The organism is Pseudoselenomonas ruminis, from assembly GCF_008271295.1.
Lineage (GTDB): Bacteria > Bacillota > Negativicutes > Selenomonadales > Selenomonadaceae > Selenomonas_A > Selenomonas_A ruminis.
This window is the reverse complement of record NZ_VTOY01000001.1, coordinates 779,189-798,881: the sequence shown is the minus strand read 5'-3', so window position 1 is coordinate 798,881 and position 19,693 is coordinate 779,189. Positions and strand designations below refer to the sequence as shown.

The 19,693-nt window shown below is 49.5% G+C and carries 23 protein-coding genes; 14 read left to right on the top strand and 9 right to left on the bottom strand.

Annotated elements, in window-relative coordinates; genetic code table 11:
* From FZ040_RS03715 to sfsA, 7 genes are all read left to right on the top strand, one after another.
* The coding region (locus FZ040_RS03715; protein WP_255448724.1) for a flagellin at window positions 1-467 on the top strand (467 nt) is incomplete at its 5' end.
* 207 nt (window positions 468-674) lie between these two features.
* Window positions 675-2,159: a hypothetical protein gene (locus tag FZ040_RS03710; RefSeq protein WP_149170733.1), complete on the top strand. Its 1,485-nt coding sequence runs from the start codon at window positions 675-677 to the stop codon at window positions 2,157-2,159.
* Between the two features lie 196 nt (window positions 2,160-2,355).
* Complete coding sequence (locus FZ040_RS03705) at window positions 2,356-2,982, top strand: GNAT family N-acetyltransferase (RefSeq protein ID WP_149170732.1); 627 nt, start codon at window positions 2,356-2,358, stop codon at window positions 2,980-2,982.
* Between the two features lie 809 nt (window positions 2,983-3,791).
* Entirely contained in the window at window positions 3,792-4,523 is a 732-nt protein-coding gene (locus FZ040_RS14090; protein WP_222930937.1) for a YaiI/YqxD family protein, read from the top strand.
* A gap of 9 nt (window positions 4,524-4,532) precedes the next feature.
* Window positions 4,533-4,979, top strand: a complete 447-nt coding sequence (locus FZ040_RS03695) for an MmcQ/YjbR family DNA-binding protein (protein ID WP_149170731.1) — start codon at window positions 4,533-4,535, stop codon at window positions 4,977-4,979.
* 127 nt (window positions 4,980-5,106) lie between these two features.
* Window positions 5,107-5,475, top strand: a complete 369-nt coding sequence (locus FZ040_RS03685) for a CatA-like O-acetyltransferase (protein ID WP_255448723.1) — start codon at window positions 5,107-5,109, stop codon at window positions 5,473-5,475.
* A gap of 9 nt (window positions 5,476-5,484) precedes the next feature.
* Complete coding sequence (gene sfsA, locus FZ040_RS03680; protein ID WP_149170784.1) at window positions 5,485-6,165, top strand: DNA/RNA nuclease SfsA; 681 nt, start codon at window positions 5,485-5,487, stop codon at window positions 6,163-6,165.
* Window positions 6,166-6,263: 98 nt separating this feature from the next.
* Here the strand turns inward: sfsA and FZ040_RS03675 are convergent, their stop codons facing one another.
* The gene (locus FZ040_RS03675) at window positions 6,264-6,791 is read right to left on the bottom strand and encodes a phosphatase PAP2 family protein (protein ID WP_149170730.1); all 528 of its coding nucleotides are present in this window, start codon (window positions 6,789-6,791) and stop codon (window positions 6,264-6,266) included.
* A 20-nt stretch (window positions 6,792-6,811) separates the two neighbouring features.
* Window positions 6,812-6,973 carry an SMR family transporter gene (locus FZ040_RS03670; RefSeq protein WP_149170729.1) on the bottom strand — a complete coding sequence of 54 codons (162 nt, stop codon included), beginning with the start codon at window positions 6,971-6,973 and terminating at the stop codon, window positions 6,812-6,814.
* Between the two features lie 558 nt (window positions 6,974-7,531).
* On the opposite strand from FZ040_RS03670, the gene tsaA reads away from it, so the two are divergent.
* Entirely contained in the window at window positions 7,532-7,924 is a 393-nt protein-coding gene (tsaA, locus tag FZ040_RS03665) for a tRNA (N6-threonylcarbamoyladenosine(37)-N6)-methyltransferase TrmO (protein WP_187620224.1), read from the top strand.
* Between the two features lie 40 nt (window positions 7,925-7,964).
* Window positions 7,965-8,114, top strand: coding sequence for an ACT domain-containing protein (locus FZ040_RS03660; protein ID WP_369407134.1), 150 nt, complete (start codon window positions 7,965-7,967; stop codon window positions 8,112-8,114).
* 32 nt (window positions 8,115-8,146) lie between these two features.
* Here FZ040_RS03660 and FZ040_RS03655 read toward each other — a convergent pair whose 3' ends face one another.
* The 6 genes from FZ040_RS03655 to FZ040_RS03630 form a co-directional block, all read right to left on the bottom strand.
* Entirely contained in the window at window positions 8,147-9,292 is a 1,146-nt protein-coding gene (locus FZ040_RS03655) for a purple acid phosphatase family protein (protein ID WP_255448722.1), read from the bottom strand.
* A gap of 35 nt (window positions 9,293-9,327) precedes the next feature.
* A complete protein-coding gene (locus FZ040_RS14220; RefSeq protein ID WP_149170726.1) occupies window positions 9,328-9,474 on the bottom strand; it encodes a twin-arginine translocation signal domain-containing protein in 147 nt (48 codons plus the stop codon).
* 187 nt (window positions 9,475-9,661) lie between these two features.
* Complete coding sequence (locus tag FZ040_RS03645; RefSeq protein WP_074514607.1) at window positions 9,662-10,033, bottom strand: MerR family transcriptional regulator; 372 nt, start codon at window positions 10,031-10,033, stop codon at window positions 9,662-9,664.
* A gap of 121 nt (window positions 10,034-10,154) precedes the next feature.
* On the bottom strand, window positions 10,155-11,237 hold the full coding sequence (locus FZ040_RS03640) for a sensor histidine kinase (protein WP_149170725.1): 1,083 nt from the start codon (window positions 11,235-11,237) through the stop codon (window positions 10,155-10,157).
* Window positions 11,230-11,931, bottom strand: coding sequence for a response regulator transcription factor (locus FZ040_RS03635; protein ID WP_149170724.1), 702 nt, complete (start codon window positions 11,929-11,931; stop codon window positions 11,230-11,232). Before FZ040_RS03635 ends, FZ040_RS03640 begins: the two co-directional genes overlap by 8 nt.
* 63 nt (window positions 11,932-11,994) lie before the next feature.
* Window positions 11,995-12,528 carry a DUF6803 family protein gene (locus FZ040_RS03630; protein WP_149170723.1) on the bottom strand — a complete coding sequence of 178 codons (534 nt, stop codon included), beginning with the start codon at window positions 12,526-12,528 and terminating at the stop codon, window positions 11,995-11,997.
* 281 nt (window positions 12,529-12,809) lie between these two features.
* On the opposite strand from FZ040_RS03630, the gene FZ040_RS03625 reads away from it, so the two are divergent.
* The 4 genes from FZ040_RS03625 to FZ040_RS03610 all read left to right on the top strand — a co-directional run bounded on the left by FZ040_RS03625 (window position 12,810) and on the right by FZ040_RS03610 (window position 17,374).
* Complete coding sequence (locus FZ040_RS03625; RefSeq protein ID WP_149170722.1) at window positions 12,810-13,844, top strand: sulfate ABC transporter substrate-binding protein; 1,035 nt, start codon at window positions 12,810-12,812, stop codon at window positions 13,842-13,844.
* 140 nt (window positions 13,845-13,984) lie between these two features.
* Window positions 13,985-15,733, top strand: coding sequence for a 1-deoxy-D-xylulose-5-phosphate synthase (locus FZ040_RS03620; protein ID WP_149170721.1), 1,749 nt, complete (start codon window positions 13,985-13,987; stop codon window positions 15,731-15,733).
* Window positions 15,734-15,754: 21 nt separating this feature from the next.
* Window positions 15,755-16,237 carry a flavodoxin gene (locus FZ040_RS03615; protein WP_149170720.1) on the top strand — a complete coding sequence of 161 codons (483 nt, stop codon included), beginning with the start codon at window positions 15,755-15,757 and terminating at the stop codon, window positions 16,235-16,237.
* A gap of 18 nt (window positions 16,238-16,255) precedes the next feature.
* Window positions 16,256-17,374 carry an MBL fold metallo-hydrolase gene (locus tag FZ040_RS03610; RefSeq protein ID WP_149170719.1) on the top strand — a complete coding sequence of 373 codons (1,119 nt, stop codon included), beginning with the start codon at window positions 16,256-16,258 and terminating at the stop codon, window positions 17,372-17,374.
* Between the two features lie 117 nt (window positions 17,375-17,491).
* On the opposite strand, the gene FZ040_RS03605 is transcribed toward FZ040_RS03610, so the two are convergent.
* Window positions 17,492-18,379, bottom strand: coding sequence for a LysR family transcriptional regulator (locus FZ040_RS03605; RefSeq protein WP_149170718.1), 888 nt, complete (start codon window positions 18,377-18,379; stop codon window positions 17,492-17,494).
* A gap of 223 nt (window positions 18,380-18,602) precedes the next feature.
* Here FZ040_RS03605 and FZ040_RS03600 point away from each other — a divergent pair, with 223 nt between their 5' ends.
* Window positions 18,603-19,667, top strand: coding sequence for an alpha/beta hydrolase (locus FZ040_RS03600; RefSeq protein WP_255448721.1), 1,065 nt, complete (start codon window positions 18,603-18,605; stop codon window positions 19,665-19,667).
* Window positions 19,668-19,693 lie beyond the last annotated feature (26 nt).

Sequence of the window (19,693 nt, the reverse complement as noted above, 5' to 3'; positions counted from 1 at the left end):
AGCCGGACCCGCCAGAGCCGGACCCGCCAGAGCCAAACCCTCAATATGAGCGTAGGAGCAAGCGATTTGAGGGCAATCCGCTGATTATCCACTATGGCCCTAAGCAGAATCAGCATTTGCGGGTGTATATCAATGATATGCACACCAAAGCTATGGGGTTGCAGAATGTGGTAATTGACCCCATAGAAGAAGCTAGAAAGGCGCTGGGAAAGTTGGATGAGGCATTGGATTACGCACTGAATGAATTAACCCGTATGGGCGCGTATCAGACAAAACTTAAATATACCATAGATAACAATACCACAGCCGAAGAAAATACCACCAGTGCGGAAAGTGTTATTCGCGATGCTGATATGGCAAAATCTATGATGAATTACGTCACGGATAATATCTTAACGCAAACATCCAAGGCAATGCTGGCGCAAGCTAATCAAAATAGTGGAATCGTGTTGAGACTGCTTCAATAAATTTAGAAGTTACTGGCTAGCTGAAGATGGTTTAAGCAAAAAGAATAGCCATACAGGTCGAGAAGTGTGACAAATCAGTAAGACGAGATCATCTTCAATGATGGTCTCGTTTTAGTTTTTTATAGAATATTGGGAATAAGCTTATATCTTTTAAGAAATATTCGATATATAGGGGAGAGGGGAAGATGCGCCAAGGAGGATGATCGCATGATGATTGGCACCAAAGAGGCGGCCAGTGCTGGCTTTATCGACTACCAGCTAAGTGCCGCCAATAAAGCAGGAAGTATGGCAGAAAATCAGAGCAAGGCGGCAGATACGGCGTCTTTACTGACGGCACCGGCTTACCAGGTGGATATCGCCGCCAATTTGCTGGAAGGCATATCGACACGCGTACAGGGAGGGAAGGTTTGGCTGGAGCCAGCCAATGGTGCTTACGCGCCCTATACGCCCTATGGAAAGGGCTGGACGCGGGAGGATGAGCTGGCAGCGCTGGAGCGTGGCATTGCCTATTATCAGCAGTGCAATGAAAGGTACTATTCACAGGGCAGTCCTTATGACCCCGAGGCGGATAAAAAGCGGCTGGAGCAGATCGTTTCAGAGATTCCGATGGGCGAATTTTCGCTGGTGCCGGCGACTTATAAGGAGTTAGGTTTGCCGGCAATCGAGCAGGATTTTGCCATAGCGGACAAGCCGCCAGCAACGGCTGCGGCTACGTCTGCCGAGGTTCTTGATACATCGGCAAGCCTCTATACGCCAGTAACGGAAATCGCTACGAAGCATTACCGCTGGACCGAGGCGACGGGCATCGAAGAAACCCTGACGCAGGAGCAGGAGATTGCAAACGGGAAGTCCGTAGTCCGTCAGTGGATGCAGGGATATATCACCGATACCGTCGGCGAGATACTAAAACCCCATGCGACTTATGAAGACGCCTATGCGGCGCTTTATGGGGATGCGGTGTCGGCACCCGTAGTGACCTTCAACGAAGAGACGTTTTGCTATGATATGCGCATGAAAAACACCCAGGGCGGCGCCTTTGGCGTACTGGCCACGCAGCTGAACCGGTTCTTGGAGGATTATGGCAAGGATGACTCGTTTTACGATACATTAGCCAGCGCCTTGAATGAACTAGACCCGCAAGGGGAGAATGACATCGTCAATCAAATCCGCAAGATGATAAATCAGGTAAAGGGTGGCAGTCCCATTGACACCGAGAGCGAATCCTTCGAGGAAGAAGTGCAGGAGGCTATCGCCAAGACCTTTGGCGGTTCGGTACAAACTGCCAAGGCCAAGCAGAAGCAAAAGCAGGACCACAAGCAGGAAGAAGCGCAGGGACTTGACTATCTCGCTATGCAGCGCCGCCAGGCTGAGGAGGAAGGACAGCTGTTGGATGCTCTGCTGGGCAAGGAGAACGATAAGCAGGCGGAGTCCGCCGGGGATGTATTGCGCGGCCGCAAGCCAGAGGGCAAGGATATGGAGTTTACCGATAGGCTCCGGCGCGTAGACGAGCGCGAGGCACCGCGCCAGCCCTTTGTGTTTATCGCTGATGAGGAAGATAAGGGGCCAGGCCTGCCGGTTGAAGAAATCCAGCAGCAGGAGCAGCTGCATACTGCCTGGCTTAAGATAGGGAAGCAGTTGGCAGAAAAATTTGTGGTTGAAAAACAGGAACGAATGGGCAACGGTGCGGATTGACGAAGATGGAATATCGTAATAGAATATAAGTGTTGGACGATTCCGTTCAACTGTGTATTGATTATTCGTATTAAGGAGATTGCTGTTTGAAGAACAACACCTTGGAGATTGTAGGCTGACCGGGAGGTTGGCGTAACTACAATTTCACGCAAACCTCCCTGCATTGTAGTCAACAATCATCAGGAGGAAATAAACAATGAGTAAAAATGACTATCGGATCCGTTTGGAAAAACAAGAAGAACATCGCGCCGTTGAAAACTTGGTTCGCGAATCCTTTTGGAACGTCTATCGTCCCGGCTGCCTCGAGCATTATGTGTTGCATTGCCTGCGAAACGATCCCGACTTTGTGCCGGAGCTCGACTGGGTAATGGAGAAGGATGGCCGGTTGATTGGCCAGAATATCTTCATGCGGGCGCAAATCCTAGCGGATGATGGGCGGAAAATCCCCATCATGACCATGGGGCCAATCTGTATCTGTCCAGAGCTTAAAGGCCAGGGCTATGGCAAGAAGCTGTTGGATTTCAGTATCCAGAAAGCTGCCGAGATTGGTTGTGGTGCTCTGTGCTTTGAAGGTAATATTGGCTTTTATGGCAAGAGTGGGTTTGACTATGCCAGCAAATTCGGCATCCGCTATCACGGGTTACCGGCGGGAGAGGACGCATCCTTCTTTTTGTGCCGAGAGCTGATACCTGGATTCCTGGATGGCATCACTGGCGAATACGCTACGCCACAGGGATACTTCGTGGATGAGGGAGAGGCCGAGGCTTTTGACCGGGCATTTCCACATAAAGAAAAACTGGTACTGCCAGGTCAGATTTTCTAAACGAATCCTTTTATTCGGGAAAGTTACATAACGAAAAAGCCGCTATTGCATGAATGGTTTCATACAATAGCGGCTTTTTTTAGGATAAGATTAAATCCTAAAAAAATGTTAATGACAATTATAGAGTTTTTTAGAATTTAGGGATAGGGTAATAGGAGATAAATATAATATATTTTCTATTACGGTGCGTGTGATAATAGGGGTGACAAAGATAATAGTGCAAGTTGGGAGGGCGATAGCAATAAGAATAATAGATATCTAATACATAGACATATAAGGTATTCTCTGATATAGAGAAGGTGGTTTTATAGGAGAGACGGAATGATGAATCTAATTAATCTAATTAATCGGGAAATAATGACTGAATAAAATGGAAAGAGGAATGCTAATGAAGCTGTTTGATAAATGTCATGAAACAATGAAAAGAATATATTCTAGGATAGATAGAGGCGAAATATGGCTGTTTAGCTCGCGTAAGCGAGTTTGTCAAGATAAGTGTGTAAATTTTTTTGAGTTATAAACCATATTTAGAAAACATAAACAGGGCTGGCCGTCAAATTGGGGGGGCAATTGGAAATGTTTTCGGTCGTATACAGACACTATGTGATGCTGTTGAAGATGTGATTACTGGTAATGATAACCACTAATTTGGCTAGGCTTTATTTATGTGCTTATGCTTTTCGTAGTCAAGATGATTTGCCTATGGTAAAACTGGAAGAATAGCGCTATAATCAAGAGACGGAAATTCATCTATGGCGAATGGTGTGGGAATGCCGTTGCGTTGACAGGAGAGGACTGAAGCGGGGAAAATGAAAATATTTGTCGATGCAGATGCTTGCCCGGTGATTAAAGAAACAGAAGAGGTGGCGGCAAAATACGCGGTGCCAGTGGTGTTGCTATGCGATACCAATCACGTTTTGCATTCGGATTACAGTGAGGTGAAAGTAATCGGTGCGGGGGCAGATGCCGTGGATTTTGCATTGGTCAATTGCTGCCAGGCTGGGGATTTGGTAGTCACGCAGGATTATGGAGTAGCGGCTATGGCATTGGAAAGGAAAGCTTATGCCATTCACCCAAATGGATGGCAGTATACCAATGAAAATATCGAGCGCCTCCTGATGGAACGTCACCTTGCCAAGAAGGCCCGCGGGGCATCGGGCAAGCACCACTTGAAAGGGCCGCGGAAACGCTCGGAGGAAGATAATCTGCAATTCAAGGAAAAATTGGAGAGATTGCTTACAAAACTGTTGAAGCAGGCTGGTGTACTTCGCGTAGAGGCCGAAGCAGAGCCGGATAATACAGCGAAGCAGACAGAAGAATGGCATGAACTCACAGCAGGAGAATTACCGAAGCTGATGGCGGATAAACTGGAGCCCTTTGGCTTTGCCTTTGACAGAGATGCATATTTCTACGCAGAGGATTTGCTGGCAGGCAGTTTCAGTCTCCAAGTAAAGGTCAGCAAGGACGGTGTGGTATCAACCCTGCTATTGGATATAGAATCAGAGGAACCCTATGTGCTGCATCTGGTGGAAAATGCCTAGGGAGCCTTTGTGGGAGAGGTTAGAACCGCCTATCAGGCGGTGCTTAACCGCATAGGTGAGGCTTGCGGAGAGCATGGCAGTTTCCATGGGGCTTATGTAGAGGAACTACTGCGTTATGTGCAGAATACCTATGGAGACGAAATCGAATATCCCTGGAAGGATACGGATGCGGCGGTTATCCGCTCCCATCTGACCAGGAAATGGTATGCGGTATTTATGAAGGTGCATCCCAGCAAGATAGGACTTGGCGGCAGCCAGCCTATCCGCATTATGAACCTGCATGGTACGGCGGAACAGGTAGCCGCGCTGGTGGATGGAAAGCGGTATTTCCCCGGCTGGCATATGAACCGAAAATACTGGTATACGATATGTCTGGATGGCAGCATACCGATGATGGAGATACAGCAGAGAATCGACGATAGCTTTGTCCTGTCCCAGCCGAAGAAACGGTGTTGATTGATATTGCAGACGATAAATGGAGAGGAAAAATGCAGATACTATATGATCATGGCAAAGGAGGTACTGCCGGGGAAAGCGAGCATTATAAGCCCTTGTTCCCGACAAAATGGGGATAAATGTTATTGTGGCCAACAAACAAGGCGGGATTAGCTCTTGCGATATTCCCTTTTCTGCTGATTTGGAGCAATTCAATCGGGACTACTTGACATTAACGGAAAAAGCGGCGCAGGAATGTAAAAGCAATTTCCTTGAAGACTGCATGATTATTGGCACATCAGCAATGATACAGACAGAGTTGGATTGTATTGTGAATCAGTATACGGAAAAATTCTCAAATCCAATGGTTATGTGGGGAAAATATCGTAAAGGTTTTTTCAAAACCGTTTTACCGGTGTCCTTTCAGTTTCACCATGTGCAAATGGATGGGGGGCATGCAGCGAAATTTTTAGAACAGTTGCAGGGGGAAATTCAATATTGTGGCAAAGAAAGTTGAGCTGGATTGATGCAATATCATAAGATAAAACAGGCGAAATTTTTGGCCCGGCCCAATCGTTTTGTGGCCAAGGTTGAGATTGACGGCAGTGAGGAAACGGTTCATGTGAAGAATACGGGCCGCTGCCGGGAACTCTTGCTGCCCGGGGCTAGAGTCATCTTGTCGGCGGCGGATAATCCCAACCGCAAAACGCGTTACGATTTGATTGCGGTGGAGAAAGCAGGCCTGGGCCTGGTGAATATCGACAGTCAGGCGCCCAACAAAATCCTGCAGGAATGGCTGGCGGGGCAAGGTTTTGATTACATCAAGCCGGAGTATAAATATGGGGATTCCCGCATAGATTTCTATATGGAGCGGCAGGGACAGAAATATCTGCTGGAGGTCAAGGGCTGTACCTTAGAAATCGATGGTGTGGGCTATTTCCCGGACGCGCCCACCGAGCGGGGCGTAAAGCATATCCATGAATTAATCAAAGCTAGGCAGGAAGGTTATCGGTGCGGCTTGGCTTTTGTCATTCAGATGCCTAGGGTAAAAGAAGTACGGCCAAATATGGAGACTCATCCAGCCTTCGGTGAGGCATTGGAAAAGGCCAAGGCGTCAGGCGTTAAAATCCTTATGCTGGGCTGTGAGGTTCATCCGGATTCGCTGACCATTGATGCTGGGCGCATAAGTGACAAGTGGGGAGCATGATCATGGGTACTGCAAGGAGAATACTCTTGCGGAAGTAGTGATGGATTTGCCAATAAATAGATATATGGAAGGCAAAAATGACAGGTCAAATTTCAATTTTACCTGTCATTTTTTGATTGGTTAAAGATTTTATTGCGCAAGTGCCAGGTGATGCTGCTGCCAACAAAAGCCACGATTATGCCGCCCAACACATCGGTGGGATAATGAACGCCTGCATAGAGCCGGGAAAAGGCCATGACAATAGCGAAAAACATAAACAAGAATCGCTGCCAGCCTGTGCAGGTTCGCCAAAGGATAAAGGCTGCGGCGAAGGCACAGACGGTATGTCCGGATGGGAAGGAAAAGGAATGGGGAGGCAGCCCTAAAGGGAGGATTTCCGGAATTTGCAGAAAGGGACGCGGACGCATGACCAGTTGCTTTAGGCAGGCCGCTATACCGCCACTAAGCAGCAGGGCGATCAGTGACAGTATTCCCTGCTGGCGGGTAGATTGGTGCAGGGAAAAAAGGACTGCGATAAGCAGCCAGATGGCTCCATAATGGCCAATACTGGTGATTAGCATCAATACAGGCGTCAGGAAATCGGTGCGGATATTTTGCTGTAGGAATAGGAGTAGTGATTCGTCCATAAATTACCTCGTATTATGTACTATGTCAGAAAGACATGGTGGTCTATTATAGGGGATATCCTTGTCAATGTGCAGACGATTCTGGGCATCAGTTTGGTAAAACCGCAGGAGGCCTTCAGCATGGAGGTGGAAACGATTTCCAGGGCAATAGCGATGGCGAGCAGAATATAACCTTTTAACATGTGTTTAAAATCCTTTCGTTCTGGTTGAAAAAAATCAGGCCAGATAAGAATGTGATCTTATCTGGCCTGAATAACCCGTTCCGGTGTTTTTTGACACCTTATCTGGCAAGTAGTCGTATACTTGCCGTCCGATACGGATATACATTCTAGCAGATAGGCTGATGGCTGTCAACCGCGGCTTTTGAGGATAGGCCGGATCAGCAGCGGGGGCGTATTTTTTGGCTGCATTCTTGTTGGAAGGAGCAACATGGGTACAGAAATCAGCGATGGATGTATCCATGCTTTTGGACCAGGCGTAAATCAAACCTAGGTTAGGAAAAGGGAAAATATTTTGCCAATGGGGTTTTACTTTAAGGCAATAACTCGTTATAATCAAGGACAAAGAGAAAATTTATTGCGTATAAGGGGGCTGCGTTATTAATAGGAGAAGGCTGAAATTGGAAAATGACGATATTGGTTGATGCAGCTGCTTGCCAATTAGAAACATCCGCAGGTAGAATAGAAATATCGATTTGAGTGCAGGGAATGGATCCTTGGTTAAAATTAGGAGGAGAAAAAATGAAAGAATTGATTTGCAAGCCGATTGGTTACATACAGTCCCCTTATCAGACGCGGGAAACAACACCGAAAAGTGGGGATGAGTATCCTGACCAGGAAGCTGTGATGGAAATCTCGGAGGAATATGCTGAGGCTATGGCTGATATGGAAGCTGGCAAGAAATATGAAGTGTTATTCTGGTTTGATAAAGTCCCTGACGTGAAGCTTAAAGTGCCGTTCCGAGGCGTTGGTCCTATGATGGGGATTTTTTCTACCCATGCGCCATATCGTCCGAATCCCATTGGCGCTTCTGTTGTAACAGTAACGAAAATCGAGGGGCATCGTATATATTTTACTGGTGTTGATATGATGGATGGTACCCCTGTGTTAGATATAAAACCGTTTGATTTTTAAGCGGGGAAGTATATCCTATGGATAATATATTCGTGGCGGGATGGATAATACGCTGTTAATGTCTTTGGCAGAAAATAAGATAGGGATATTCGCCGTATCCACCTACAACACAGATTATATCCTCGTTAAGGAAGGCGATTTTAATGCAGCATTAACGGCATTGGGGGAACACGGCTACAAAATCGTGTAATCGTTGGAGAAGGTTACAGTAGTTTTCCTGATTTAGGATAAACTAGGGCTATGATCATGTTTTTCAACGACTGCCTGATCGATTTCCTGTCCGTCTGGCAGGAAGCACTTGATGATCAGACGGTTTTCCTCTGCCGCAAGGGTCAGGTAATTGTCGGTCTCCGGCTGGGGAGCCACCTTTTCGTCCAGCGCGTGGTCAACCCACAGGCCGGGATAGCGGACATTGCCGGCCACGCCCGTGAGGATATACAGCGGGCCGCTGCTATCCCGCTGGAAGTTGTGGATATGTCCCCGGTTGCGGTAGGTGTGCAGATGGGCCGTGAAGACCACATCGATGCCCAGCTGGTCAAAGAGGGGCATGAAGGCCTCGCCCAAACCGGAAATTCCCTCTTTCCGCTCGGGCCGCTTGGTGATGCGGTATTGCAGCACGTCCTTGTGGATGAGCACGATCTGCCAGCGCTTCGTGCTGGCAGCCGCGCTTTGCTGCAGCCATTGCTTCTGTTCTTCCAGCAGGCCGGGCTTGAAGGCTTCCGTCTCATCCCACTGGCTGTTGAGCACCATGAAATGCACATCGCCATAGTCGAAGTCGTAATAATAGCGGGCAAAATCCCTGCTGCCGTTGTCCGGCAGGGCAAAGTAATGGAGATAGGCCTCGGGCAGGCGCACCTTCCAGTTCTGGTCATAGGTCTCATGGTTGCCCATCAGAGGGGCAAAGGGGATGCGGTCAATGATACCGTCCACACCATGGAACCAGGCCTGCCACTGGGTGTGGTCTTCGCCATTGTCCACGATGTCGCCCATGTTGATGAAAAAGGCCGCATCGGGGTTGCGCCTCGCCGCCGCCTGAGCCAGATTTTCCCAGTCGCTGTAATCGCTGGACTGGGAGTCGGGGAATATCAGGCACTGGAAGGTCTTAGCTCCGGCAGTTTTGAGACTGTGCCAATCGCTGGCATGGCTTTCCGACACCAAACGATATTCGTAGTCCGTTTCCGGGGTAAGGTTTTCCAGCCGGGCCAGATACTGCAGGTTCTCCACGCCATCATCGGTGAAAAAGTCTTCCTGTGCGGCAACTGTCAGCGAATCACGTTGTCCCTTATGCCGGTATTCCACCTGTGGCTGGGAAAGCCTGCTGGCCGCCTGCCACATCAGCACCCGGCTGGTGGCGGCATCCGCTGTCATCAGCTGCCGCAGGAATCTGGCCTGCAGGTCTTCGGTCAGAGCCCGTACGCTGGTGACGGCCTGCCGGTAGAGAGGTCCCTTGGCAAAGTAAGCACCGCCGGCCAGCAGCAGCCCCCCGCGGCAATCCCTTTCAGAAACCTGCGGCGTGAGAGCAGGTTTTTGTTCTTTGGTTCGTTTTTCATGCGTCTATCCTCAAATATAAATGATTCATCAACTATACTTTACTACTTGGAGCCAGCTTCAAGTCAAGGAAAATATTCGGAGGACTGTTGGCGGAAATTCTCCTAAAGGTGCAATAAAAGGAAAACTGGTGTCAGTTTGCGGCTGGCACCAGTTTTCTGTATTTTGGGTTAATAAGGAAGATGGGGATTATGATTTGAGTTTTTCCGAGCATTTGAGAATCTCATCATAATGGGAAATCTTGTAGTCCAGCCGCTGCATGGTGGTTTGCAGGTTTTCCAGCTGTTCCTGCAGGCGGGCACGCTGCTCCACGAGGATATCCTTGCGGGCAGCCTCGGTGCCTTCCTGGAAGAACAGAGCGACGTAGTCGATAAGGGCTTCTACCTGCACCCCGGCACCGCGCATGCACTTGATGAATTCCACCCAGCCGCAGGAGGCCTCGTCAAAGTCCCGGATGCCGTTCTCCTTGCGGGGGACGTGGGGGATAAGGCCAATCCGTTCATAATAGCGGATGGTGTCAGCAGACAAATCGTATTTCTCACTTACTTCTTTTATGGTCATAATCTCACCTCATTATCGGGAACCGCTTGCTATGCCTTTAGTGTAGCATTTGGAGTCCACTCGAAGTCAATAGGTTTTGGGAAAACTTTTGTTGCTTTCGAGGCATTGAATATCTTGAGGGTTAGCAATCGATAAGGATTACAAAGCGTACTCCGCCAACTGGCAGGTTTTCGGCTTTTATAGTACCGCCGTGAATCTCTATATAATGGCGGGCTAAGGCCAGACCAATTCCCGAGCCGCCGTTTTTTCGGTTGCGGGATTTTTCCCCGCGATAGAATTGTTCAAAGATATGGGGCATATCTTCTGGTGGTATCCCAGGCCCGTTATCCTGTATTTCCATGCACAGGGAATGATCTTTTTGCTGGATTCGAAGCTGCACGGTACTTCCCGGGCCGCTGTAACGGCTGGCATTAGCTAATAAGTTGCCGATGACTTGACGCATGCGGTCCTGGTCTACGGATACGATAGGCAGATTATCCGCCACGTCAAGCAGCAGTTTTTGGCCGGTTTCATCAAATAATGGCTGCATGAACTGGCCAAGCTGCAGGACTAACTGGCCGAAATCGGTGGGCTCTCGGTGAAGTTTCAGTTCCCGGATTTCGGCCAGGGACAGGTCACGCAGGTCCGTCACCAAACGGCTCAGGCGCATGACTTCCTCCTGCATGGAGAAGATGATTTCCGGTTCCGGGGGAGTGATGCCGCTGCTGATGTTTTCCAGATTTCCCTGCAGGATGGCTAGGGGCGTCCGTAGTTCATGGGCAATGCCAGCGAAAAACTCACGCCGTGATTTTTCATTGCGTGATAGGTCCTCAGCCATCTGGTTGAAGACCTGGGTCAGTTGGCCTACTTCATCATGGGCCGAAGCTGGCAGCTGCTGGTTGAAATTTCCCTGACCGATTTCCTTAGCCGCCTCAGTTAGGCGGCGCAGGGGCTTGGTGATGCTGGTGGATAGGAGATAGCTGGCCACCAGACCTAGGGCGATGAAAAACAGCCCCACCCACCAAAGGGATTGATGGACAGAGTGCAGGAACATCATTTCGGCCGTATCCTGCATTGGTGCTGCGGAATGATGAAGTTGCAGGAAATCATGGAAGGCTCGCTCCATTTGACCGTTCATTAGCACAATTAAGCTGCATACGGTGATGAGCAAAAGGAGAAAAGTACCTCCGGCCAATTTTAGGCGGATGCTTTGCCATTTATTCACTAGCGTCACCTCCAAAGCGGTAGCCTACGCCATACACGGTCAAGATATACATGGGCTTGCGGGTGTCCTGTTCAATTTTGCGGCGCAGGTTGCGGATATGGGCGTCAATGGTTCGTTCATAGCCATCAAAGGCAAAGCCATGGCTTTGTTCCATCAACTGCAGGCGGTTCATCACCTGTCCAGGATGACGCATCAATACTTCCAGCAGGGTAAATTCGATAGGGGTAAGCTCCAGCATTTTGCCGTTGAGTTGCACGGTATGCCTCAGGTTGTCTAAGACAAGGCCGCCGGCGGCAATTTGTTGTGTCTGGGGGGATGTATCGGCAAGTGAGCCGGAGGTTCGCCGCAGGACTGCCCGTATCCTGGCAGCTAGTTCCCGCATGCTGAAGGGCTTTGCCATGTAATCGTCTGCGCCTAAATCCAGACTTTCCAGTTTGTCTGCTTCCTCGTCCAGTGCAGTCAGCATAATGATGGGAACTTGGCTGATTTGCCGGATACGGCGGCAGATCTCTTTGCCATCCAGGTGAGGCATCATAATGTCTAGGACGACCAGGTCTGGCTGTTTCATCATCAGCGTCAAGGCTTCCAGCCCATCTTGGGCCCGGATGGTGGCAAAGCCCTCGTTGCGGAGAAATGGTTCCAGAACATCCAGCAATTTTTCATCGTCATCTACCAGCAATATTTTTTTCTGCATTCTGTTTCCCTCGTATACGCAAAAGACGGACTCAATCATCAAGAGTCCATCTTCCTTGACGTATTAGTGGTTCATTCCATGGGCGGCACCATTCGTATGATGCATGCCGCTCATATTGCTATCCATCATATCATATTGGGGGGCTGGCTGCCAACCACCTAATGAAGGGGATACCATGCCGAAAACCATAGCTACATGGCTGACAATCAGGAAGGTGACCAGCAGCAAGATATGACGGTGCATTTTTCTTTTTTCGTCAAAAGCCTTGCTTATGACGCCCATTTCCTGCAAGGCAATGGCTCCCAAGGGGATGACGCCTAGCATATAAAAGCCTACAGCCAGCAGGTCAATCCAGCCACGGAATTCAATCTGCGGTACCACGGCTGTGACCAGGTACAGGAACACCCCGGTAAAATAAACGCCTAAAATCATGCCCAGATAGTGGCTAAGTTTTTTCCAGCTCCTATGTTCCTGGACATCGGACAGGATAAAAAATTCCGCCATGGTGATGAGTTCGGCCATTGCCACCGGCAGCACCATAAAGGCGATGAGATTCCAAGGCTGATTCGTCATCAAAAGTTCCATATAATTTGTCATACACTAATTCCTCCTCAAGGGTTGTTTATATTGACTGTTTACAGTATAGCGGCGAAATATGCAGAACTTTTGCAGAGAATGTGAAGATATTGTGAAGGTTTTTGCTTCCCATAGTATTGACAAATTTTATGTGTCCATATAAACTATTAGCATTGAAAAAGATTATAGGATTAGCGGATTCCCGCAGGTCATTCGATAGCGAAAGCCTATGGAGCCGTACAGCATTTTTGCTGTGCCGCTTCATAGGCTTTTCTTTATAAAAAAACATAGGAGTGATTGGTATGAAGGCAAAGAAATGGTTGGTTCTGGCGGCAGTAGGTGTGATTCTGGCAATGGGAACGTTGACGGGATGTGGCGGCGACGTAGCGGCAGAAAATGAGATAGCGGGCAAGGAATTTCTTAATGTTTCCTATGACCCCACCCGGGAACTCTATGCAGATTTCAATGACGTATTCAAGGAAGAATGGAAAAAGGAAGCCGGTGAAGATGTAACCTTCTCCCAATCTCATGGTGGCTCCGGCAAGCAGGCCCGTTCGGTGCGGGATGGACTGCAGGCTGATGTGGTGACGTTGGCGCTGGCGTATGATGTTGAGGAAATTGCCCAGGCGGGCCTTATTGACAAAAATTGGAGTAAGAAGTTCCCGGATAATTCCTCTCCCTACACCTCGACAATTGTATTTCTGGTGCGCAAGGGAAACCCAAAGAACATCCACGACTGGGATGACCTCATCCGCGATGATGTGAAGAGTGTGACGCCAAATCCCAAAACCGGTGGCGGCTCTCGGTGGAATTATCTGGCAGCCTGGGAATATGCCAAGGAAAAAAATAACGGCGACGAGGCAAAGATCAAGGAATTCATGAAAAAGTTGTTCAACAATGTGGTGGCTCTCGATTCCGGTGCCCGCGGTTCAACGACCTCCTTCGTACAGCGCGGTCAGGGGGATGTGCTGATTGCCTGGGAAAATGAAGCGCTGCTTTGCGTGAAGGATGCTCCAGACTCCTATGAGATTGTGGTACCGTCAATCAGCATTCTGGCAGAGCCCTCCGTGGCTGTGGTTGATGATGTGGTAGACCGTAAAGGAACGCGGAAGTTGGCAGAAGCCTATATCAATTTCCTCTATTCCAAGATGGGACAGGAGATTGCGGCGAAACATTTTTACCGTCCCCGGGATAAGGAAATCGCTGCCAAATACGCCAACATTTTTCTGCCGGTGAAATTGGTAACTATTGACGATGCCTTCGGTGGCTGGGCCAAGGCACAGAAAGAACACTTCTCCGATGGTGGAACCTTTGATCAAATTTATGAAAAGAAGTGATTCGAACAGAGAGGGGGAGAAATTTATTCTGCGAAATTTTTTTGGGAAGAGGTATTGACTTGAAGTTTACTCCAAGGTATAGACTTACAAACATCAGCTGAGATTTTGAAGGTTGTAAGCTAGAGCAAAGGAGCGATTTCATGTATTTGGAGAAAGTCACTGGCCCTGAGGATATCAAAGGGTTCTCGGCGGAGCAGCGCAAGGCGTTGGCTCGTGAAATGCGGGAGGCTATGCTGAAAAGAGCTAGTATCCATGGCGGCCATTTCGGCCCCGATTTCGGTATTGTGGAGGCAACAATTGCTTTGCATACGGTGTTTGATTCGCCGAAGGATAAGTTTGTCTTTGATATTTCCCATCAGGCCTATCCCCATAAGATGCTGACGGGCCGCAAGGATGCCTATCTCTATGAGGAGCATTATGATGATGTGTCGGGCTATACCAACCCCGAGGAAAGCGCGCACGATATGTTCAATGTAGGCCATACGTCTACCTCCATCAGTCTGGCAACGGGACTGGCCAAGGCTCGTGACCTCAAGGGGGACAAGGAAAACATCATCGCCATTATCGGCGATGGTTCCATGAGCGGCGGCGAGGCTTTGGAAGGGCTCGATACTGCGGGAGAGATGAAGTCCAACCTCATTATCCTCTTCAATGACAATGACCAGAGCATTGCCGAGGTGCATGGCGGTATGTATAAGGGCTTCAAGGAGCTGAGGGATACCAATGGCCAGTCGGAACGTAACCTGTTCAAGGCTATGGGGCTTGATTATCGCTTCGTGGCCGATGGCAATGATTCCGAGGCGATGATTGCGGCTCTGGAGGAAGTCAAGGATATCAATCATCCTGTGGTGCTGCATATCGTCACCAAAAAAGGAAAAGGCTATAAGTTTGCCGAAGAGAATAAGGAAGAGTGGCACTGGCATATGCCCTTTGATATCGAGACCGGTGAAGTGACACAGCCGTTGATTGACCCTTATGCGGAGCAGACGGCGGAGACCTTCCTGCGGCTGGCTAAGGAGGATAAGAAATTCATCGCCATCTCGGCCGCTACGCCTGCCAGCATGGGACTTACTCCGGCACGCCGCGAGGAGCTGGGTGAGCATTATATCGATGTGGGTATTGCCGAGGAGCAGGCGGTGGCTATGGCATCCGGTCTGGCGAAAAATGGTGCCCATCCGGTCTTTGGGGATTATTCCTCGTTCTTCCAGCGTACCTATGATCAGCTGGCACAGGATGTATGTGTCAATAACAGTCCCGCAACGTTTTTGGTATTCTGGGCCTCTATGTACGGCATGAATGATGTGACACATCTGGGCTTCTACGATATCCCCATGATGAGCAATATCCCCAATCTGGTTTACTTGGCACCGACCTCGCTGGAGGAATATCAGGCCATGCTGGACTGGTCGGTGGCGCAGGAAAAATACCCGGTAGCCATCCGCGTGCCCCATATGATGGTGGGGAGCTCCAATCGTCCTGTCCGCAAGAGCTATGACGAGCTGAACAAGTACGAGGTGGTCCGCCAGGGCAGCCAGGTGGCTATTCTCGGTCTGGGCAGTTTCTGCAATCTGGCGGAAGAAGCGGCGGCCAAGCTCAAAGAACAGGGCATGGAGGCTACGGTAATCAATCCGCTCTTTATCACGGGGCTGGATGAGGAATTGCTGGAGAGTCTGAAAGACAACCACGATATGGTGGTAACGCTGGAAGATGGTGTGCTGGAAGGCGGCTTCGGCGAAAAGATTGCCCGCTTCTATGGTGCAGACAGGATGAAGGTGTTGAACTTCGGCTTGCCCAAGAAATTCTATGACCGCTATGATTACGGCAAGCTGGCGCAGGAACATCATCTGACTGCTGAACAGATTGCCGAGGATATCATAAAGACTTTATAAGTGTAGAAGGGAGAAGGATCCATTATAAGCAAAGCATTAGTCGCGTATTTTTCTGCCAGCGGTGTAACCGCCAAGGTTGCCAGCAAGCTGGCTGAAGCCGCAGGTGCAGATCTTTTCGAAATCAAGCCGGAGGTGCCCTACACAAAAGAAGACCTGAACTGGCAGGACAAGAACTCCCGCAGCAGCGTGGAGATGCGGGATACGTCCTCCCGTCCGGCGGTGACGGGTAAGGTGGAGAACATGGGAGATTACGATGTGATTTTCCTGGGCTTCCCCATCTGGTGGTATGTGGCTCCTCACATCACCAACAGCTTTCTGGAAGAATATGACATGTCAGGCAAGAAGATTATCCTCTTTGCAACTTCCGGTGGCAGCGGTTTTGGCAAAAGTGTCGCAGGCCTTCAGGATAGCTGCCCGGGGGCGACGGTTATGGAAGGAAAAATTTTGAACGGCAGTCCTTCAATCGATGCGCTGAAAGAATGGGTGGACAGTCTGACGCTCTGATTTATAATGGGGAAAAAGATGAATCGCAGAACATTTATTATGGGAGGTATTGGTGTTGTGGGCATGATGTCCGTCAGTGGCTGGCTATTTACCCAACGGCCGGAGTTTGGTCGTTTGCCCCAGGGGGAACGGCTGGCCCGTATACAGGCCTCGCCTCATTACAAAAACGGCCAGTTCCAGAATCTGGTGCCGGTGCAGGTCATGAATGAGGATAGCGGGGAAAACCTCTTCGTGGCCACGGCAAAATTCCTCTTTGGGGATAAATCCGAGCTATCTCCCAAGGAAACCATGCTATCTCAAAAGACAGATCTGAAGGCTTTGGACAAAGATAAGGATGCTGTGGTGTGGCTGGGGTATTCCAGCTTCTTTTTGCAGCTGGGAGGACGCAGGATACTGATTGACCCGGTGTTCAGCGATTATGCTTCGCCAGTGTTCTTCATCAACAAGTCCTTTCCCGGCAGCAATGTCTATACCGCTGACGATATGCCGGAGATTGATGTGCTGGCCATATCCCACGACCATTGGGACCATTTGGATTATCCTACTGTTATGGCCTTGAAGCCTAAGGTGAAGCATATTGTCTGCCCTTTGGGGGTAGGTGAGCACTTCGAAGCTTGGGGATTTGACATGTCAATTATGCGGGAGGAAGATTGGGATACGGAAATTAGGCTGGCGGAAGATTTCTCCGTCCATATCCTGCCCTCCCAACACTTCTCCGGCCGCTTCCTTGACCGCAATCCAACCTTGTGGTGCGGTTTTGCCTTTGTGACGCCTAAGGGGAAGGTCTATTATACCGGCGACGGGGGCTATGGCGAGCATTTCAAGGCCATCGGCGAAAAGTTTGGCGGTTTTGACCTGATGCTGGGGGAAAACGGCCAGTACAATATGGCCTGGCATGCCATCCATATGCTGCCAGAGGAAACCGCCCAGGCCGCATCGGATGTAGGGGCGAAAATGCTGCTGCCAGCCCATGGCGGCAAGTTCACCCTTTCCCGTCATCCCTGGCAGGAACCTTATCGGGAGCTCTCCCGCTTTAGCCAGGGGCGGGGGTATAAACTGCTGACCCCGGAAATCGGGGAGGCGGCTTATCTTGACAATGCCCAGAACTTTGGGTTCTGGTGGGAGGACATGAAATAACAGCAAAGGAGCGTCATCGATGTTGATGACGCTCTTTTACTGCATTGAGTTTTTTATTCTTGTTTTTCAACCATCGTCTGGTCAATAGCAGAGAAAATGTTTGAGGAATGTTCCTGTTTACAGAAAGCTATTTTTCAGAGCTTCTAAAAACTTCTGAGAGGCTTTGGAAAATACCTGATTCTTTTTCCAGGCGATAAATGGCTGGGCAAAAATCTCCGGCTTCAGGGGGCGATAGCAGATGTCGCTCCCTTTTGTATTGATGATGTTTTCGAAGGCCAGGGCACAGCCCAGACCTTCACGTGCCATAAGGGAGGCGTTATAGAGCAGGGTGTAGGAACCCGCGATATGCAGCTCTTCCAGAGGCTTGCCCAGCCAGTCGAGGAGCTCATCTCCGTGGGTGCTGGGAGAGAGGGTTTGCCGTGAGAGGAGCAAAGGCCGGTTGTGCAGGTCGGCAGAGGCAATGGTTTCTTTTTGGGCCAGCTCGTCCTGATTGTTCATGAGCACTACCCAGCGGTCTCGGGCTGGCAGGGAAAGCTGATGATATTTGGCTGGGTCAAGGTCGCCATAGACATAGCCAAAGTCGATAAGGCCTCTATCAAGGCGATGCAGGGTGGTTTCGCCATCGCCGCTGATGATATGGAAGCGGATGTCTGGATAGGTGTTGCGGATTTCCTTTGCCACCTGCATGACCAGGCGGAAGTTCACCGATTCTCCGGCTCCGATGCGAATGTCACCGGAAATTGACCGGTCATTGCTCAATAGCTCTCCTTCGGTTTTTTCTACCAGGGAGAGGATTTCCTCAGCCCTGCGGCGTAAGAGTTCGCCGTCTTCAGTGAGCAGCACCCGGCGTGGCTCCCGAATAAGCAGCATCTTGCCATATTCATCTTCCATGTCCTTTATCTGACGGGACAGGGTAGGTTGTGAAAGATGCAGCTTCTCCGCTGCCCGGGAAAAGTTGCCCTCCCGGGCTACAGTCAAAAAGTAATGCAATACCCGCAGTTCCATAGCTTAAGGCCTCCTTTGTATGTGCGTCGTTTCTCTTAATTATAACGGGGAAAATCTATTACTGTAAAGCATAGAATGGTATTTGATATAGGTATTGGTATTAGGAGAATCCTTTTGCTATACTCAAATCATCAAGCAAGAGTGAATAGAGCAAGGGGGATTCAACGTGAGAAAGTCTTTGAAAATAATGCTGGCTGGTATGCTGTGTATAGGAGTGATGACTATGGGCATGAGTGCAGAGGCAGCTGTACAGGATAGAAATATGATGCAAAGTGCAGAAAAGCAAGGAGACCGTGCCATCAAGGCAGAAAAGCTGAACCTTACGAACAAATGGGACAAGGTCTTTGCCAAGAGCGACAAGGTTGACCATCGCAAGGTGACCTTTGTGAACCGTTATGGCATTACACTGGCGGCAGATATGTATGTGCCCAAGAATGCCTCAGGCAAGCTTCCGGCCCTGGCGGTAAGCGGCCCCTTCGGTGCTGTGAAGGAGCAGTCCTCCGGCCTGTATGCCCAAGAAATGGCAGAGCGTGGTTTCCTGACCATTGCCTTTGATCCGTCCTTTACCGGCGAAAGCGGCGGCCAGCCCCGCTTTGTGGCATCACCTGATATCAATACGGAAGACTTTTCCGCAGCCGTGGATTTCCTTTCCATCCAGGACAATGTTGACCCGAACCGTATCGGCATTATTGGCATCTGTGGTTGGGGTGGTATGGCCATCAATGCCGCAGCTATGGATACCCGCATCAAAGCCACAGTTGCTTCCACTATGTACGACATGAGCCGTGTTATGGCCAATGGGTATTTTGACAATGACAAGGATGCCGGGGCACTTGCCAAAGAACGTTATGCCAACCGTCAGGCACTGAATAAGCAGCGTACAGAGGATTATAGGAACGGCGCTTATAAAAATGCCGGGGGTGTGCCAGATCAGTTGCCAGAGGATGCTCCTTGGTTTGTAAAGGACTACTATACCTACTACAAGACTGAGCGTGGCTATCATCCTCGTTCTTTGAATTCCAACGGAGGATGGAATCAGACTACGGCACTTTCCTTTATGAACATGCCCATTTTGTCCTACAGCAATGAGATACAGAATGCAGTCATGGTGCTTCATGGTGAAAAGGCTCATTCCCGCTACTTTGGAGAAGATGCCTTCAAGAAGCTTCAGGGAAACAATAAGGAGCTGGTTATCGTGCCCGGAGCTTCCCATATAGACCTTTATGACAACAAGGACAAGATTCCCTTTGACCGTCTCGTGGCCTTCTTTGACAAGAAATTGAAATAAGCTTTGGCTGAGCCTTCCCTGCGGGG

What these genes read in the sequence shown, in the direction of transcription:
- FZ040_RS03710 (WP_149170733.1), top strand. Translation starts at nt 675, where the DNA reads ATGATGATTGGCACCAAAGAGGCGGCCAGTGCTGGCTTTATCGACTAC.
- FZ040_RS03705 (WP_149170732.1), top strand. Translation starts at nt 2,356, where the DNA reads ATGAGTAAAAATGACTATCGGATCCGTTTGGAAAAACAAGAAGAACAT.
- FZ040_RS14090 (WP_222930937.1), top strand. Translation starts at nt 3,792, where the DNA reads ATGAAAATATTTGTCGATGCAGATGCTTGCCCGGTGATTAAAGAAACA.
- sfsA (WP_149170784.1), top strand. Translation starts at nt 5,485, where the DNA reads ATGCAATATCATAAGATAAAACAGGCGAAATTTTTGGCCCGGCCCAAT.
- FZ040_RS03675 (WP_149170730.1), bottom strand. Translation starts at nt 6,791, where the DNA reads ATGGACGAATCACTACTCCTATTCCTACAGCAAAATATCCGCACCGAT.
- FZ040_RS03670 (WP_149170729.1), bottom strand. Translation starts at nt 6,973, where the DNA reads ATGTTAAAAGGTTATATTCTGCTCGCCATCGCTATTGCCCTGGAAATC.
- tsaA (WP_187620224.1), top strand. Translation starts at nt 7,532, where the DNA reads ATGAAAGAATTGATTTGCAAGCCGATTGGTTACATACAGTCCCCTTAT.
- FZ040_RS03660 (WP_369407134.1), top strand. Translation starts at nt 7,965, where the DNA reads ATGGATAATACGCTGTTAATGTCTTTGGCAGAAAATAAGATAGGGATA.
- FZ040_RS03655 (WP_255448722.1), bottom strand. Translation starts at nt 9,292, where the DNA reads ATGACAGCGGATGCCGCCACCAGCCGGGTGCTGATGTGGCAGGCGGCC.
- FZ040_RS14220 (WP_149170726.1), bottom strand. Translation starts at nt 9,474, where the DNA reads ATGAAAAACGAACCAAAGAACAAAAACCTGCTCTCACGCCGCAGGTTT.
- FZ040_RS03645 (WP_074514607.1), bottom strand. Translation starts at nt 10,033, where the DNA reads ATGACCATAAAAGAAGTAAGTGAGAAATACGATTTGTCTGCTGACACC.
- FZ040_RS03635 (WP_149170724.1), bottom strand. Translation starts at nt 11,931, where the DNA reads ATGCAGAAAAAAATATTGCTGGTAGATGACGATGAAAAATTGCTGGAT.
- FZ040_RS03630 (WP_149170723.1), bottom strand. Translation starts at nt 12,528, where the DNA reads ATGACAAATTATATGGAACTTTTGATGACGAATCAGCCTTGGAATCTC.
- FZ040_RS03625 (WP_149170722.1), top strand. Translation starts at nt 12,810, where the DNA reads ATGAAGGCAAAGAAATGGTTGGTTCTGGCGGCAGTAGGTGTGATTCTG.
- FZ040_RS03620 (WP_149170721.1), top strand. Translation starts at nt 13,985, where the DNA reads ATGTATTTGGAGAAAGTCACTGGCCCTGAGGATATCAAAGGGTTCTCG.
- FZ040_RS03610 (WP_149170719.1), top strand. Translation starts at nt 16,256, where the DNA reads ATGAATCGCAGAACATTTATTATGGGAGGTATTGGTGTTGTGGGCATG.
- FZ040_RS03605 (WP_149170718.1), bottom strand. Translation starts at nt 18,379, where the DNA reads ATGGAACTGCGGGTATTGCATTACTTTTTGACTGTAGCCCGGGAGGGC.
- FZ040_RS03600 (WP_255448721.1), top strand. Translation starts at nt 18,603, where the DNA reads ATGGGCATGAGTGCAGAGGCAGCTGTACAGGATAGAAATATGATGCAA.